The organism is Xenorhabdus santafensis (genome assembly GCF_033949405.1).
Taxonomy (GTDB): Bacteria; Pseudomonadota; Gammaproteobacteria; order Enterobacterales; family Enterobacteriaceae; genus Xenorhabdus; species Xenorhabdus santafensis.
On record NZ_VCDN01000119.1, the window covers coordinates 1 to 16,497 of the forward strand.

The 16,497-nt window shown below is 44.6% G+C and carries 17 protein-coding genes and 1 other annotated feature; of the genes, 3 read left to right on the forward strand and 14 right to left on the reverse strand.

The annotated features are described in order from the left end of the window. The coding region (locus FE392_RS18660) for a phage tail protein (protein WP_319931658.1) at positions 1–1,152 on the reverse strand (1,152 nt) is incomplete at its 3' end. Positions 1,153–1,402: 250 nt separating this feature from the next. Next, positions 1,403–2,983: a TerC family protein gene (locus tag FE392_RS18665; protein ID WP_319931659.1), complete on the reverse strand. Its 1,581-nt coding sequence runs from the start codon at positions 2,981–2,983 to the stop codon at positions 1,403–1,405. A gap of 412 nt (positions 2,984–3,395) precedes the next feature. Between FE392_RS18665 and gnd the strand changes: the two genes are divergently transcribed. Next, the gene (gnd, locus tag FE392_RS18670; RefSeq protein WP_319931660.1) at positions 3,396–4,802 is read left to right on the forward strand and encodes an NADP-dependent phosphogluconate dehydrogenase; all 1,407 of its coding nucleotides are present in this window, start codon (positions 3,396–3,398) and stop codon (positions 4,800–4,802) included. 108 nt (positions 4,803–4,910) lie between these two features. Here gnd and FE392_RS18675 read toward each other — a convergent pair whose 3' ends face one another. The 11 genes from FE392_RS18675 to hisL form a co-directional block, all read right to left on the reverse strand. Further along, positions 4,911–5,033, reverse strand: coding sequence for a hypothetical protein (locus FE392_RS18675; protein WP_319931661.1), 123 nt, complete (start codon positions 5,031–5,033; stop codon positions 4,911–4,913). A gap of 90 nt (positions 5,034–5,123) precedes the next feature. Then, entirely contained in the window at positions 5,124–5,666 is a 543-nt protein-coding gene (locus FE392_RS18680) for a YbaK/prolyl-tRNA synthetase associated domain-containing protein (protein WP_439153509.1), read from the reverse strand. A 220-nt stretch (positions 5,667–5,886) separates the two neighbouring features. Next, complete coding sequence (gene hisIE, locus FE392_RS18685; RefSeq protein ID WP_319931662.1) at positions 5,887–6,504, reverse strand: bifunctional phosphoribosyl-AMP cyclohydrolase/phosphoribosyl-ATP diphosphatase HisIE; 618 nt, start codon at positions 6,502–6,504, stop codon at positions 5,887–5,889. After that, positions 6,498–7,274, reverse strand: a complete 777-nt coding sequence (gene hisF, locus FE392_RS18690) for an imidazole glycerol phosphate synthase subunit HisF (RefSeq protein WP_319931663.1) — start codon at positions 7,272–7,274, stop codon at positions 6,498–6,500. Before hisF ends, hisIE begins: the two co-directional genes overlap by 7 nt. Further along, a complete protein-coding gene (hisA, locus tag FE392_RS18695) occupies positions 7,256–7,993 on the reverse strand; it encodes a 1-(5-phosphoribosyl)-5-[(5-phosphoribosylamino)methylideneamino]imidazole-4-carboxamide isomerase (RefSeq protein WP_319931664.1) in 738 nt (245 codons plus the stop codon). Before hisA ends, hisF begins: the two co-directional genes overlap by 19 nt. A gap of 4 nt (positions 7,994–7,997) precedes the next feature. Then, positions 7,998–8,588, reverse strand: coding sequence for an imidazole glycerol phosphate synthase subunit HisH (gene hisH / locus FE392_RS18700; protein ID WP_319931672.1), 591 nt, complete (start codon positions 8,586–8,588; stop codon positions 7,998–8,000). A 30-nt stretch (positions 8,589–8,618) separates the two neighbouring features. Beyond that, positions 8,619–9,686 carry a bifunctional histidinol-phosphatase/imidazoleglycerol-phosphate dehydratase HisB gene (hisB, locus tag FE392_RS18705; protein ID WP_319931665.1) on the reverse strand — a complete coding sequence of 356 codons (1,068 nt, stop codon included), beginning with the start codon at positions 9,684–9,686 and terminating at the stop codon, positions 8,619–8,621. A 5-nt stretch (positions 9,687–9,691) separates the two neighbouring features. Continuing rightward, the gene (gene hisC, locus FE392_RS18710; RefSeq protein ID WP_319931666.1) at positions 9,692–10,789 is read right to left on the reverse strand and encodes a histidinol-phosphate transaminase; all 1,098 of its coding nucleotides are present in this window, start codon (positions 10,787–10,789) and stop codon (positions 9,692–9,694) included. Between the two features lie 15 nt (positions 10,790–10,804). Continuing rightward, positions 10,805–12,127, reverse strand: coding sequence for a histidinol dehydrogenase (gene hisD, locus FE392_RS18715; protein WP_319931667.1), 1,323 nt, complete (start codon positions 12,125–12,127; stop codon positions 10,805–10,807). Positions 12,128–12,129: 2 nt separating this feature from the next. Beyond that, complete coding sequence (gene hisG, locus FE392_RS18720) at positions 12,130–13,029, reverse strand: ATP phosphoribosyltransferase (RefSeq protein ID WP_319931668.1); 900 nt, start codon at positions 13,027–13,029, stop codon at positions 12,130–12,132. Between the two features lie 43 nt (positions 13,030–13,072). Beyond that, positions 13,073–13,195: a sequence feature (His leader region), on the reverse strand. Next, positions 13,171–13,218 carry a his operon leader peptide gene (gene hisL / locus FE392_RS18725; protein WP_113967449.1) on the reverse strand — a complete coding sequence of 16 codons (48 nt, stop codon included), beginning with the start codon at positions 13,216–13,218 and terminating at the stop codon, positions 13,171–13,173. Its footprint overlaps the feature before it by 25 nt. A gap of 384 nt (positions 13,219–13,602) precedes the next feature. Here hisL and FE392_RS18730 point away from each other — a divergent pair, with 384 nt between their 5' ends. Continuing rightward, the gene (locus FE392_RS18730) at positions 13,603–14,433 is read left to right on the forward strand and encodes an SDR family oxidoreductase (RefSeq protein WP_319931673.1); all 831 of its coding nucleotides are present in this window, start codon (positions 13,603–13,605) and stop codon (positions 14,431–14,433) included. A gap of 3 nt (positions 14,434–14,436) precedes the next feature. Here the strand turns inward: FE392_RS18730 and FE392_RS18735 are convergent, their stop codons facing one another. Beyond that, entirely contained in the window at positions 14,437–15,057 is a 621-nt protein-coding gene (locus FE392_RS18735) for a glutathione S-transferase family protein (RefSeq protein WP_319931669.1), read from the reverse strand. A gap of 185 nt (positions 15,058–15,242) precedes the next feature. Here FE392_RS18735 and FE392_RS18740 point away from each other — a divergent pair, with 185 nt between their 5' ends. Next, entirely contained in the window at positions 15,243–16,448 is a 1,206-nt protein-coding gene (locus FE392_RS18740; RefSeq protein WP_319931670.1) for a serine hydrolase, read from the forward strand. The last annotated feature ends 49 nt before the right edge of the window (positions 16,449–16,497 follow it).

The window sequence follows — 16,497 nt, forward strand, 5'->3', positions numbered from 1 at the left end:
AGAGGCCGTCAGCTCGACATCGTGAACCAGATCTTTGCCGTTGATTTTTCGGGTTAATGGAACCTTGCCATCAAGAGCGACTTTCATTTCGTCAACGGCAGTTGTCAGGTCATTAATGGCTTTTGTTGCATTATCAATGCCTGTTGTCGCGTTGCTATTGGTTGTTTCTGCCAGTTTCATGGCATCTTCGGATAATACTCTGACAGGTTGGAGCAGGTCGTCTGTTTCCTGTTTGCTGTAAGCATTGACATCAGAGGCTGTCAGTTCGATATCGTTAGCCAGATCTTTGCCATTGATTTTGCGCGATAAAGGAACCTTTTTTTCAACCTGTATAACGGCGACTTCTGCGTTTTTCTTGGCTGTTTCCGCCAGTTTCATGGCGTCTTCGGCCTGTACTTTGACGGGCTGGATTAAGCCGTCTGTTTCCTGTTTGTTGTAGGCATTGACATCAGAGGCACCCAGTTTGACATCATGAATCAGCTCTTTTCCGTTGATTTTGCGCGTTACTGGAACATATTTGTCGGTAGAGACGACTGTTTCGGCTAATTTATAGGCTTTATCTGCTAATTCATATGCTGTTTTTACTGCCTTGGGTGTTGCAGCATGTGTTTCGTTGTTACTATTAATTTCATTGCTGAGTGCAACCAATCCCTTCTCTTTTAACGTTGCGTCAGGGTGATTGCGGCTGTTTGCGTGATCTTTGATTTTGTTCCTGACATATTGGCGGGTGGCTATGCCAGAAATCAATCCTATCCATTCCATCAGGCTGTGATCGTCAATCGGCAGGGCCATGCGGATCATTTGCTCCAGTGATTCTGGTTTGTAAACCTCCCCACAGTTACCGATCGCAATCAGTGTTCCTTCTTTGTCGAATAGACCAATTTCACGAACCCACCAATTGCCATTTCCTTCAGGGATAAAATGCTCAGTAACAATGAGATTATGATTTGTAGGATCAATAGTCAGGGAATCAATTTCGGCGCGGTATTTTTCATTTACCAGTTTGGATTGATTGGCATCAGGTATAGGTAAATTACCATTGCCATCGCCGACAGCCATGTGGGTAATTTCAAGTTTTATACCCGATGAAGCTGCTTTTTTCAGTTTATCTGTACCAGCATGTGTCAGTAGTGAAAAATATTTCGTACTCATGTAATACCCTCATGTTATTAACAAAAATGAATGTATTGCTAACTCAGCCACAGGAAACTTACGGTAAGTTTCTGGGCATATGAAGGCGGGGCGACATCTCCGCTAATGGCTACTGAATGGAGCTATTGTACTTAGGGGAGTGGTGAACCAATATGCTAAAAATTAAGTCCGCTGGATAAAACTTGTGGGAATAAAAAAAACCGGACTTATGCCGGTTTTTTATTAGATATTTAATATTAGGAATGGAGGATCAAGCGTCCAATTCTTCTTCGATTATCAGCGAAGTTATTTTTACTTTATTGATCCGGTGGCTGGTAATTTCCAGTGGTTCAAACAGATAATCACCAATCCTCAGCTGCTCACCTTGTTGTGGAATATGTTGAAGATGTTCCATCAGTAAGCCCGCCAGCGTCTGGTATTCACGTTTTTCATCCAGTGGCAATGGCACGTAAAGTACCAAATCTTCCAGTGGCATAAATCCATTGGCAATCCAAGAGCCATCGTCCATGATCTGAATGTCATGCCGTGCATCAAGTTCACCACTGCCTACAGGCAAATTGCCGGTAATAGTTTCCATCACATCCGTTACTGTTACAACACCTTCAACAGAGCCGAATTCATCAACGACAAAGGCAAAGTGTGTCTGCGCCTGACGGAATTGTTCCAACGCTTGCAGCAAGGAGAGTGATTCAGGGAAAATCAGTGGTTGTTGCACGAGCTTGCCTAAATCGAAGGTTTTGTGCGTCAATTGCTGATTAAGGATGTCAATGACATGCACTACACCAAGAGGTTCATCACTGGTTTGTTCATCGGTGACGACGATTCGGGTATGCGGCTTCTGTTCCAGCAACGCAGTCAACTTTTCAGCAGGGGAGTGAACATCAAGATAAATCACGTCATGGCGTGAGGTCATGATACTACTGACGGTACGCTGTGCCATGCTGAGCACCCGCGCAATCATCTGGCGTTCCTGAGGCTCAAAAACCTCTTTATTCTCCTCACTATCTGCAATCAGGCTGGAAGCATGGTTGTCCAGTGCCGCGTTTTCACGTTTACCATTTAAAATGTGTAAAACAGCTTCTGCCGTCCTTTCGCGCAGGGAGCGGGAAGCACTCAAGAACTTGCGGCGATTGAATTGGGCGAACTGGTTCAATGCTTCTATCATGATGGAAAAACCGATGGCAGCATAGAGATAGCCTTTCGGAATATGATAACCGAAGCCTTCTGCAACTAAGCTAAAACCGATCATCAACAAGAAGCTGAGACACAAGATCACAATGGTGGGGTGCGCATTGACAAATTTTGTCAGGGGTTTACTGGCCCATATCATTAGGATCATGGCGATGATAACTGCGGCAATCATGATGCCAATATGATCGACCATGCCCACTGCGGTAATGACAGAATCTAATGAGAATACCGCATCTAAGACAATAATTTGTACGACAACCGCCCAGAAACCGGCTCCTTTCCTTTGCTGATTGGTGTGCAGGGCTTTCCCTTCCAGGCGTTCATTCAGTTCCATTGTGGCTTTGAACAACAGGAAAATACCCCCTATCAGCATAATTAAATCACGGGCGCTGAAAGGGTGTTCCCATAGGGTAACCAATGGATTGGTCAAAGAGACGAGCCAAGATAAGCTAAAGAGCAACAATACCCTCATGACAAGAGCACAGGAGAGCCCTGTCAGGCGAGCTTTATCTCTATATTTTTCGGGAAGTTTGTCTGCCAATATGGCAATAAATATTAAGTTGTCAATTCCGAGAACGATTTCTAAAACGATAAGGGTTGCCAGACCGGCCCATATCGTAGGATCAGCGATCCATTCCATACAATTTATTTTACCTTTTAATATGACGGCTTTTGCCGACCGCTAAATAATGGGTATTGAAGCATCAAATATCAATAGATGATTTATCGCAATTGGAAATTTTTTCAGCAAACAAACGTCGTGACGGTATCGATTGCATCAATAACTACCCTCTATGCCCATTCCTGAGTTAACATGTGAGTTCATTAACAAATTGTCCACTCTGTTTTGTTGCATTCGGCTGGTGTTTGATATGACATCTGTTTTATAGGGCACGTATTTTATGAAGTATTGCTTGTAACGAATTGTGTATGACGACGGTTTGTAACGGGCTGTTTATAAAACATATGATTATAAAACGTATGTTTACGAGGCACATAGCCAAATACTGCATCTTGGGTGGGCAGCAGTCATTATTAGACGGGAGTCATTCATGTCCAAACAACAGATCGGTGTTGTCGGTATGGCGGTAATGGGGCGCAACCTAGCGTTGAATATTGAAAGCCGTGGTTACTCTGTATCTATTTTCAACCGCTCCGGTGATAAAACTGATGAAGTTATCGCTGAAAATCCAGGGAAAAAATTAGTTCCAAGTTATTCCATTGAAGAGTTTGTCGATTCACTGGAAAAGCCGCGTCGTATTCTGTTGATGGTTAAGGCTGGTGAAGCTACGGATAAAACCATTGCATCACTGACGCCACATTTGGATAAGGGTGATATTCTGATCGATGGCGGCAACACCTATTTTCAGGATACTATCCGTCGTAATCGTGAATTGTCTGCACAAGGCTTTAATTTCATTGGCACCGGCGTTTCCGGTGGTGAAGAAGGTGCTCTGAAAGGCCCTTCAATCATGCCGGGTGGCCAGAAAGAAGCTTATGAACTGGTTGCTCCAATCCTGAAAGAGATTGCAGCTCAAGTTGATGGTGAGCCTTGTGTTACTTATATCGGCGCAGATGGTGCCGGTCATTATGTGAAGATGGTGCACAATGGCATTGAATATGGTGATATGCAGCTGATTGCAGAAGCCTATTCTTTGCTGAAAAATTCATTGAACCTGAGTAATCAGGAATTGGCAGAAGTGTTCAGTGACTGGAACCAGGGCGAGCTGAGCAGCTACCTGATAGAAATTACGGCTGATATTTTCCGCAAGCAAGATGATGAAGGGAAGTATCTGGTCGATGTCATTCTGGATGAAGCTGCCAATAAAGGTACAGGTAAATGGACTAGCCAAAGTTCACTGGATCTGGGTGTTCCGGTGACTCTGATTACGGAATCCGTATTCGCGCGTTATATCTCTTCTCTGAAAGATCAACGTGTTGCTGCATCTCAAGTACTGTCAGGCCCGGTAGCAAAACCATTTGATGGTGACAAATCTGAGTTTGTTGAGAAAGTTCGCCGTGCTCTGTATTTGGGCAAGATTGTTTCTTACGCACAAGGTTTCCAGCAACTGAAAGCGGCATCAGATGAGTATAACTGGGATCTGAACTATGGTGAGATTGCCAAGATCTTCCGTGCAGGCTGTATCATTCGTGCACAGTTCTTGCAAAAAATCACAGATGCGTACAATGAAAACCCAGCTATCGCCAACTTGCTGCTGGCACCTTACTTCAAACAAATTGCAGATGAGTACCAGCAAGCACTGCGTGATGTCATAACCTATGGCGTGCAAAATGGTATTCCAACACCAACATTCTCTGCTGCTATTTCTTATTATGACAGCTACCGTTCAGCGGTATTGCCTGCCAATTTGATTCAGGCACAGCGCGATTACTTTGGTGCTCATACTTATAAGCGCACTGATAAAGAAGGCGTTTTTCACACTGAATGGTTGGATTAATCGTTAAATATCCTTATCAGATATTAGTCGTATGAAAAAAAGGTGCTGAAAATTCAGCACCTTTTTTATATAAAATGCTGGGCAACATTTCAGGAGGAACATTGCCATTTAAGCAAACGCCTGTGCTAACTGCTCTAACCACTGCCCGATTTCTGCATCATAGAGATACAGGGAGATAGCCGCACTGAACATGACAAGACCGAGTATTACCAGAACAAAAACATTCTTCATATAATAATCGCCCATTTTTACCTAATTAAATTATAGCAAAATGTAAACTTTATTTAAGATTACTTTAATTTATCGGGCGATTTCTGAGGATTAGGCTCGATCGTCTATTTTACGAAAAGCAACTAATTCTGGGGCGGCGATGCGGCGGTAATCTTCTGTATTCAAAATAATCGAACGTTCCAGACTGCCGGCATTGAATGCCAGTTCTTCATAACGCTCGAATAAAAATGGTTCGACAACTAGCTTAAGGTCTGGATGAAAACTGAATGGTGGAATAGCACCAAAAACACAGCGTGTTAATTCAGAAACTTCCTTTGGGCTGGCTAAGGATGCCCGTTTTCCTCCCATCTGCATGGCGAGAGTGGCAAGATCGGCTTGTTGATCCGCAGGCAGGACAGCAAGGACATATTGCCGGTAGCCATCTCCTTTTACGTGGCAGACTAAAGCTTTTGCGCCTTGCCCCAGATGAGTACCCCGTATTTTCGCAATTTCTTCAGAGCGCCCACCTGTAGCGTGCTCCATGACACGGTAACGAGCATTATGAGTATCCAGTATGGTAGTAAGGCATTCGAAAATGTCATTTTCTAGCAAAATGTTCTCCTGCATAAACTCAAGGTGAAAGTCAGTACCCATTAATTATTCCTGCATAAAAAGCTATTCCTGCATAAACAATTTTTCATGTATAAGCAATTATTGGTGCTGACAAAATGATGGAATTCAATAAGTGCCACATTGTAATCTAAATCCAGTGATCAAAAGCCACTTCGAATGCCAATTTTGTAAAAAAAGCTTATGAAAAAACTTGTGAAGTGGCTGGTATTTGTTGCGTCTAATCTTCACCCGGTAGCAAGGTCTATTGTGCAGAATGCCGTTCCCGCAATTGCTGGATGATTTTGCTGAGATCAAGCTCTTGATCTTGTAGCAAGACCAATAGGTGATAAATCAAATCTGCGGCTTCATTGGTTAATTCTTCTCTGTCATTCACCGTGGCAGCCAGTGCCGTTTCCACACCCTCTTCGCCTACTTTCTGGGCAATGCGCTTTGTACCGCTGGCATATAAACGGGCGGTATAAGAGCTATCCGGTGACGCATTTTTTCGGCTTGCCAGTATTTGTTCTAATTGATAGAGAAAGCCCCAATCTGTTTGGGCCGGAGCAAAACAGCTTTCAGTGCCTTTGTGGCAAGTTGGGCCGACAGGATTGACGAGCGCAAGCAGAGTATCGTTATCGCAATCAGGGTAGATATCTACCAGGTGTAAAAAATGGCCGGAGCTTTCGCCTTTTGTCCATAGCCTTTGTTTGGTTCGGGAGAAAAACGTGACCTTGCCGGATTTAAGGGTGGTATCCAGAGCTTCTTGATTCATGTATCCCATCATCAATACGGTACCGGAGACGGCATGTTGGACGATGACTGGCATGAGGTTATCCACTTTTTCCCAATCTAATTTTTTGTACTGCTGTGGTGTTAACATGTTCTAACCTCGATGCCTTCTGTAGCAAGATATTGTTTTAGTTCACTGATGTTAATGATTTGCTTGTGAAAAACGGATGCTGCCAATGCACCATCAACGTTAGCCAGTTTGAATGCATCCAAAAAGTGCTCTGGTGCGCCGGCACCGCCAGATGCCACTAATGGCACGGAGCAAATATCGCGTACCAATTTCAATTGCGTAAGATCATAACCATTGCGGACGCCGTCCTGATTCATCATATTCAGGACAATTTCGCCGGCACCACGTTGTTGGACTTCCCTGACCCAATCCAATGTGTGCCAGTGTGTTGCTGTTGTTCGTTTTTCATCACCAGTAAATTGGTAAACTTGATAGCTATTGGTTTTTTCATCAAACCAAGTATCAATTCCTACAACAACACATTGGACACCGTAACGCTCAGCCAGACGGTTAATTAAATCCGGATCTGCCAAGGCCGGGGAGTTGATGGAGATTTTATCTGCCCCGAACGACAAAATTTGACCAGCTTCTTCAACGGTTTTTATGCCGCCAGCCACGCAAAAAGGGATGTCGATAACTTCGGCTACTTTTGCTACCCAGCTTTTATCTACCGCCCGGCCGTCAGAAGAAGCGGTAATATCGTAAAATACCAATTCATCTGCGCCTTCTTGTGCGTACCGTTGTGCGAGGGGAACAATGTCACCAATGATTTCATGATTGCGGAATTGGACACCTTTAACGACTTGACCATCACGGACATCAAGACATGGAATTATGCGTTTTGCCAACATTGAATTGCCTCCGTCAGTGTGAATTTTCCTTCAAGCAATGCACGCCCGACAATTACACCCGCTACACCAGAAGCAGGCAGGGGGGATACATCCGCAAGGCTGCCGATACCACCTGAAGCTTGAAACTGGATCTGTGGGTATTGTTGGCTGATTTCTTGATAGAGCGCGATATTAGAGCCACTTAATGTGCCGTCACGGGAAATGTCAGTACATAGCACGTGTTTCAGTCCGAAAGGAAGATATTGTTCAATGATATCTTCCAGGGTGGCATGGCTGTTTTCTTGCCAACCACTGATGGCAACTTGCTTATTCCCGTCTGAACTAATGCGAACATCCAATGCCAGTACAATCGATTCTGCCCCGTAACGTTGGAACCATTGTTTAACCAATTCAGGTTGTGTAATGGCTGTTGAACCAATGACAACCCGGCTGGCACCGGCTTCAAACAGTGTGGTGACATCGTTTTCAGAACGAATTCCGCCACCGACCTGAACAGGCACAGTAACTCCCGCCAATAGTTGCTTGAGAAGTGCAATTTGGCGCTTGGCCGGATCTTTGGCACCAGTAAGATCAACTAAATGAAGCAATTCGGCGCCTTCTTGTTCATATTGCTGCAAACGAGAGAGAGGAGAACTGCCATAATCGCGACGCTGTTCATAATCTCCCTGATGCAAACGCACCACATTGCCATCGATTAAATCTAGTGCAGGTATGATCATGCGGTTACATCTCCAAAAAGTTTTTCAGTAACTGTGCACCAGCAGCGCCTGAACGTTCAGGATGGAACTGGACACCAAAGAAATTGTCTTTTGCTATAGCACTGCTAAACACGCTTCCATATTCCGTTTCAGCAATCGTATATTCACCAACGGGGAGTGCGTAACTGTGAACAAAATAAAAGCGGGCGTTGTCATCAATATGGCGAAACAGGGGGTGATTTTTTTGTGCTGTTACTTGGTTCCAGCCCATATGCGGCAATGGCTGATCTGTAACAGCTATTTTTTTGACCTGCGTGTCAATTAATTTCAGTAAAGGGACGTTACCTCCCTCTGTACTGAGTGAGGCCAATAATTGCATGCCAAGGCAAATACCCAGCACAGGCTGAGTAAGTGAGCTAATCAATGGAATTAATTGCCTTTTTTCGAGTTGTTCCATAGCTGCGGTGGCGGTACCCACACCGGGTAAAAAAAGTTTATCGGCGGAGTGCACAATATCCGCATCTAAACTGATGGTAGGCTCGTAGCCCAACCGACGAATGGCATAGGCAACAGATGCAAGGTTGGCACAGCCTGTATCCAGAATAACAACATTCATCATAGCTTCCTTTATTACGGCACCTTTGGTTTATAAAACACCTTTGGAACTGGGCAAGGTATCGCCTTCTACACGAATAGCCTGCCGCAATGTCCGACCAAAAACTTTGAACAGACTTTCTGCCCGGTGGTGATCGTTTTTGCCCTTGGTTTTTAGGTGTAAAGTGCATCCCATTGTGTAGGAAAGCGAACGAAAGAAATGTTCGATCATTTCTGTGCTTAAATCACCGACACGCTGATGCTTGAATTCAGCTTTGTATTCCAGATGCGGGCGGCCGGAAATATCTAAGGCACAGCGAGCAAGGCATTCATCCATTGGCAAGATAAAGCCAAAGCGTGCAATGCCGCGCTTGTCGCCCAGCGCCTGTTTCAGAGCTTCACCAAGTGCCAAGCCGGTGTCTTCAACGGTGTGGTGATCATCAATGTGGAGATCGCCCTTAACTTGTATATCCATGCGAAAACCACCGTGGGTTGCTATTTGATCCAGCATATGATCAAAGAACCCAACACCGGTATTGATGCTATTTTCACCTTCTTGATCTAACCAAACCCCAATATTGATGGCGGTTTCCTTCGTTTTCCGTTCAACCTGAGCCTGTCTGTCTTTTTGGGTCAGTTGGTTACAAATGACGGGCCATCCCATTGATTCTGGCTGGTAGCGAATGCCTTTGATACCCATGTTTTGAGCTAATTGCAGATCAGTTTCCCGATCACCAATGACATAGCTGTTTTCTGTATCAATGCTGTTTTCTGACAAATATTTCTCTACCAAGCCGAGCTTGGGTTTACGGCAGTGACAATTATCTTCAGGTTTGTGCGGACAGATAAGGACATCTTCAAAATAGATGCCTTGTGACGTAAAAACTTGCATCATCAATGCATGCGGTGGTTCAAAATCAGCCAGTGGAAAACTCGCTGTACCCAATCCATCTTGATTTGTCACCATGACTAATTTGTAACCTGCTTTTTGCAGAGATAGCAGGGCAGGGATCACGCCAGCTTCGAAAGCCAGTTTATCAAGACGATCAACCTGATAGTCACTCGGTGGCTCAGTGATAAGCGTTCCGTCGCGATCAATAAAAAGTAATCTCTGGCTCATGGATTTTAAATTTCCTTTATTTGTTGAGGCGGGTTGGAAAGTTCATTGATGGCTTTGATCAACTGCTCGCATTCATCCCGGCTGCCAATGGTGATGCGCAGGCAATTCTCCAATCCCGGCTGCTTTCTCTGATCACGCAAGATAATCCCTTGATCCCACAGGCTCTTGAATACTCTTTCTGCGTCAGTAAATTTCACCAAAATATAGTTGGTCTCACTGGGATAAACGGTTTCAACTAACGCTGACTTACGAAGCTCTTGCTGAAGATATAACCGATTATCAGTATTTTCTGCCACGCGAGCCCTCATCGTGCTAATGCCTGTTTCTGTCAAGGCTTGTGCCGCGATATCTGCGACCGGAGTAGCAAGTGGATAAGGGGCTATCACTTTTAGCATCAGCTTGATGATATCGGCAGACGCCAGCGTAAATCCACAGCGCAATCCTGCTAAAGCAAAAGCTTTCGAGAGAGTTCGCAAAATGACTAAGTTAGGATAGTCTTGCAGCCAGCGAGTGATATCCTGTTGCGGGCAAAATTCGATGTAGGCTTCATCAATGGCAACGATGGCACGGTTACGGGCCAGTTCTAAAATTTTGCGCAATGCGGCAGGATCAACCAAGTTACCGGTAGGGTTATTAGGGCTACAAATGTAGATCAGTTTAACGCGATCAAGGTTGCTTTCAATGGTAGTAAGGTCAAGTTGCCAGTCAGCTCTGACGGGGATCTTCTTTTGTTCGACACCTAACGCTTCTGCGCTGACGCTGTACATACCGTAGGTCGGTGGGCAGTACAGCATGGCATCACGTCCCGGTTCGCAAAAGACCCGGAGCAATAACTCAATGGATTCATCGGCTCCACGACTGACCAGCACTTGCTCTGGTTGAAGGCCGGCATAATCGGCATAGCGTTGGATGACCATTGCCGGCTGGCATTCAGGGTAACGATTGAGCGAATTTTCAGTTAGCTGAAAATCAGGGGAAGCCGGATACTCATTTGCGTTTAGCCAAAGAGTCCCATTACCTCCCAGACGGCGGGCAGACATATAAGGAACTAATTTTCTAACATTTTCTCTTGCCAGTGAATTGATATCAAAAACCGTATTCATGCGTGATCCTTAGTCTTATGATCCCAGATTTGTTTTATTCAGGGCGGCAATGCGTAACGTCACAGCATTTTTGTGTGCGATTAGTTGTTCTGCCTGCGCAAGTGTTTCAATCGTCGGAGCGAGTTTTTGCAAACCTTGTGGGGTAAGCTGCTGAACGGTCATTCTTTTCAGAAAATCAGCCAGACCCAGACTGGAATAGGTTGAAGTATAGCCATAAGTCGGTAGAACGTGATTGGTGCCGGAAGCGTAGTCTCCTGCGGATTCCGGCGACCAGTCTCCTAAGAAAACCGAACCGGCGCTGGTAATTTTTTCTACCAATTGCTCAGGTTGGCGGGTTTGAATAATCAAATGTTCTGGGCCGTATTGGTTGCTGATATCCACGCATTGAGCAAGATCTGCGGCAATAATAATCCGGCTGGCTTGCAAGGCTTGGTTTGCAATTTGTTGGCGCGGCAATGCCTTGAGCTGGAGCTCAATTTCTGGAATAACCCGTGCTGCAAAGGATCTATCAGGCGTTACCAGAATGACTTGAGAATCAGGGCCGTGCTCAGCTTGTGAAAGGAGGTCGGCGGCGGTAAAGGCTGGATTCGCTTCGTTGTCTGCGATCACCAGCACTTCCGATGGCCCCGCAGGCATATCAATTGCTGCGCCATCAATACATTGGCTGACTTGCCGTTTGGCTTCCGTAACCCATGCATTGCCTGGGCCAAAAATTTTATCCACTTTAGGAACTGAAGCAGTTCCGAAGGCCATCGCGGCGATGGCTTGCGCACCTCCAATCTGGAATATGTTGCTGATCCCACACAGTTGGGCAGCATAGAGGATTTCATCTGCAATTGGCGGAGGGGAACATAGGATAATATTGCGGCACCCTGCAATATTGGCAGGTATACCCAGCATCAATACCGTTGAAGGCAGGGGTGCCGAGCCGCCGGGAATATAGAGCCCAACTGAATCGATTGGGCGTGTGACTTGCTGGCAACGAACGCCCGGCAGCGTTTCAATGTCAATTGTTTGTGGTTTTTGTGCTTCGTGAAAACGGCGGATATTATTCATGGCTTGTTGCATAGCCTGTTTAATCTCCGGTGCCAAGCGGCTGGCCGCGGCCTCTACTTCACTGGATGAAACTCTTATTGTTTCAATGGCGGTTTTATCGAAACGTTGGCTGAATTCCTGCAACGCTTGATCACCCCGTGCCTTCACTGTTTCCAGAATTTGTTCAACTGTGCTGGAAATATCTTCAGCAGCAGTGACAGCCGGGCGGGCAAGCAAAGCTTTTTGCTGCTCCGCGCTACATTCTTGCCAGTTAATGATGGTGTTAAAGCTTGTATTCATCAAAATTACTCCATCATTTTTTCAATTGGCAACACCAGAATGGAACTGGCACCCAATGCCTTGAGTTTTTCCATCGTCTCCCAGAATAGTGTTTCACTGCTGACCATGTGCATGGCTACGCGATTTTGTGCGCCAGCAAGCGGCAAAATAGTGGGGCGTTCAGCACCCGGTAACAGAGAGATAATTTCTTCCAGCTTATCATTGGGAGCGTGCAGCATGATGTATTTGGATTCACGTGCCTGAATAACCCCCTGAATGCGGAGCATAAGTTTATCGATGAGTTTTTGCTTGGTGTCCGGCATTTCGCCATCACGTTGGATCAGGCAGGCTTTTGAACGATAGATGACGTCTACTTCCCGCAATCCATTGGCTTCCAAAGTTGCACCTGTTGAGACCAAATCACAGATGGCATCGGCCAATCCCGCACGGGGAGCAACTTCGACTGAACCATTGAGGAGGCAAGATTTGAACTGAATGCCTTTTTGGTCAAGGTAACGCTTCAGCAAGTGAGGGTAAGAAGTGGCAATGCGGGAATTTTGTAAGCATTCCACTCCGGTATAATCGAAGTCAAAAGGAGTGGCAAGGGACAGACGGCAATCACCAAAATCAAGGCGGCGCAAGGTCAGGTAGTTAGGGTTTTCTCCTTGTGCCTGCCGTGTCAGTAATTCTTCCTCAAGAACGTTTTCGCCAATAATGCCTAAATCGACAACGCCATCCATAACAAGGCCGGGAATATCATCATCGCGGACACGCAGGATGTCGATGGGCATATTTTCTGCAAATGCAATCAGGCGCTGCTGCTGTAAATTGATTTTGATACCGCAGCGGGCAAGCAGTGCCCGGGAGTCATCACTAAGGCGGCCTGATTTTTGAATGGCTATCCGTAAGCGTGTTTTATCTAACATGTTGTGTTTACCCTATCTTAATGTTCGGTCGTATGGTTTATAAATGAAAAAACCCTCGGAAAATCTTCCGAGGGTTTTTCATCGTATTCATACCACCGGAAGACGGGTCAAATGTCTTCCAGCACACAGCAGCCTGAAAGACTAGTCAGGATGATGGTGATGATGATGGTTAAATTGAATACGGTTCATAATATGTAAGCTCTCTATCTGAGTTTTGAACTAAGTTAGGTAAGTTTGATGCTATTTTTGATGTAATTATTCGTTTTCATACTTGGCGTATATGGCGTTACATTTTCAGCCAAGAACTTGGTTGCTTGGCATTTAACCTATACGATTTTGTGGATAAAAAGCAAACTTTTTTTGAGGTATTTGGTTTTGATTGTGTTAATCGTTTGTTTTTTATGGGAAATGTATCTTGTTGTAATTGGATGATTATATGGCTAATGTTAACAACAGTCATATATTTGACTGCTTCCATAAGGTCAACGGTTCATAGAATTAACGGTTAAGATGTTTGGCTGTTAATAATTTTAGCGGTTAATAGAAATTGTATTGGTTTCTGGGAGAGCTATGGTGAGAAAGGTTTCCATTATCGGATTAGGCTGGTTAGGGATGCCACTGGCACAGGTATTGCAAAGTAATGGTATGCAGGTTGTTGGCAGTAAAACGACCCCAGATGGAGTTGAAGCTGCGTGTATGTGTGGTGTGGATTGCTACCCGTTGAATTTGAATCCTCAAATTGACTGTGAAGCTGATGATATTGAGCAATTGTTGTCTGTCGATATCTTGGTTTTAACTCTGCCGGTCAGTGGCATTGCCGGTGGTGGGGAAGAGTATGTTAAAGCAGTACAACTGGTTGTTGATAGTGCACTTTCTTATTCAGTTCCACGCATTATTTTCACAAGCTCAACTTCCGTCTATGGCTCGTCTGCCGGAATTATCAAAGAAAATGCGCCATTGCATCCTGAAACCCAATCAGCGAAGGCATTAGTCAAGCTGGAGAATTGGTTACATCAACTTCCCAATACATCTGTTGATATATTGCGCCTGGCTGGGTTGGTTGGCTGTGGGCGCCATGCCGGACGTTTTCTTGCCGGGAGAAAGGCAATTGGCGGGGGAGGGGATGTGGTCAATTTAGTACACCAGGATGATGTTATTTCGGCTATCAATCTGCTTATCCAGCAGCCGGAAGGCGGCCATATTTATAATTTATGTGCACCAATCCATCCCAAAAAATCAGAATATTATTCATCAGCTAGCCGCGAGCTTAACTTAACACCTCCCGAATTTTTACAGGCAGAAGAAAAGGATGGTGAAAGTAAAATCATCGATGGCAGTCGCATCTGCCAGGAATTAGGATTTGAATATCAGTTTCCGGATCCCGGCAGAATGCCAATGACGTAAAGCCTAACTTATTTCAATCATAACAATCTTTTGAAACGCGGGCCTTGTGGTGAGCAATTGATACCAACGTTCGAGGTTAGGGAATGATGGGCGCTCTAAGTCTACGTTTAGCCATAAATAGACCAATGGAGCCAAGGCTATATCGGCCATGCCAAATTTGCTGCCAGAGAGGTAAATTTGGTGATTGAGAGTGTCATCGATAATTTTTAGTAATTTTTCAATTTCAGCCATAGATTGGGAAATGACGTTGGGATCTCTCTGTTCGGCTGGGGTTCTGACAAAGTTAATCATGAATTGTTTAATGGGGGGAAATAGGTTGCAGATGCCCCAATCCATCCATTTTTCAACACTGGCTCTTTCTTGAAGGGCGGCGGGATAAAGAGTATCTTTCCCGTATTTGGCAGCAATATAACGTACAATTGCATTTGATTCCCACAAAATGAAATCATCTTCCTGCAAACAAGGAATGACCGCATTGGGATTCATTTGCAGATATTCAGCATCGTTAAGCTTACCAAATTTTCCACCTACATCAACTTGTTGATATGGAACGTTTAATTCCTCCAGACACCAGAGAACTTTTTTTACATTTGCTGAATTCTTACGTCCCCAGATAGTTAGCATTATTTTCTCCTCATGTTTGCTTATTCTGAATAATTGATAATATGACAATAAAATCAGATGAGTAACAGAAAATCTTTACGTTATTGGGTTGGAGTCTTCACTCATAACATCCTATATTATTAAAGTTTTTATTCTTTCTTTGTAGTTAATTGAATTGAGCCGTAAAGAAAAAAGGGCGAGCGACGATGAAAAAAAGACGACAGACACAGGCAATAAAATCTTTTGCTGTTGGCTTGGGTGTTTTTTGGTTGATAAATGCCAGTGTATACGCAATGGATGAACCAACAGCACCTGAAATTAATGCGAAAGCCTATGTGTTAATGGATTATGCCAGTGGGAAGGTTTTAGCATCACAGAATGCTGATGAAAGGCTAGATCCAGCAAGTTTGACAAAGATAATGACCAGTTATGTGATTGGGAAGGCAATTAAGTCAGAGAAAATCAGTAATCAAGATTCGGTTATGATTGGTAGAGAAGCTTGGGCGACGGGTAATCCGGTGCTTAAAGGGTCGTCTCTGATGTTTTTACAGCCAGGCGAAATGGTTAAGGTCAGCGACCTGAACCGCGGCATTGTTATCCAATCTGGTAATGATGCCAGTATTGCTCTGGCGAATTTCATAACAGGCAGTCAGGATACATTTGTCGAATTGATGAATAAGTATTCGGAAACATTAGGCTTGAAGAATACTCACTTCAAAACTGTGCATGGTTTAGATGCTGCCGGGCAATACAGTACCGCCCTTGATATGGCTCTGTTGAGCAAAGCGTTAATCCATGATGTGCCGGATGAATATGCACTGAATAAAGAAAAGGAATTCACTTTTAATAATATTCGCCAGCCAAATCGTAATCGCTTGCTGTGGAATAAGAACTTGAATGTGGACGGTGTGAAAACCGGGCATACCAGCGGAGCAGGCTATAATCTTGTTGCATCGGCAACAGAAGGGCCAATGCGTTTGATTTCTGTTGTGTTGGGAGCCCCCAGCGATCGGATGCGTTTTTCAGACAGCGAAAAACTTTTGTCATGGGGCTTTCGTTTTTATGAATCGGCAACTTTATTAAAAGCCTCTGATACGCTGGTAACAGAAAGAGTGTGGTATGGAACTCAATCAGACGTTGCCCTTGGTGTAGAAAAAGATGCTTCAATCGTTGTTCCCCGTGGTCAATCGGGTAATTTGAAAGCCAGTTTTACATTGGATAAAACATCTTTTGAAGCGCCATTAGCCAAGAACCAAGTTGTAGGAACGGTGAATTTTATGCTGAATGATAAAGTGATTGAGCAGCGTCCGTTGGTTGTTAAAGAGGCTGTAGAAGAAACTGGTATCTTCGGGCGTATATGGGATTTCGTTGTAAAAACCGTTACCGGCTGGTTTAATTCAATTTTCGGTTAACCACAATAACGGTCAGCAGTAATAATGATTATACGCTTCGTCTTTCAAG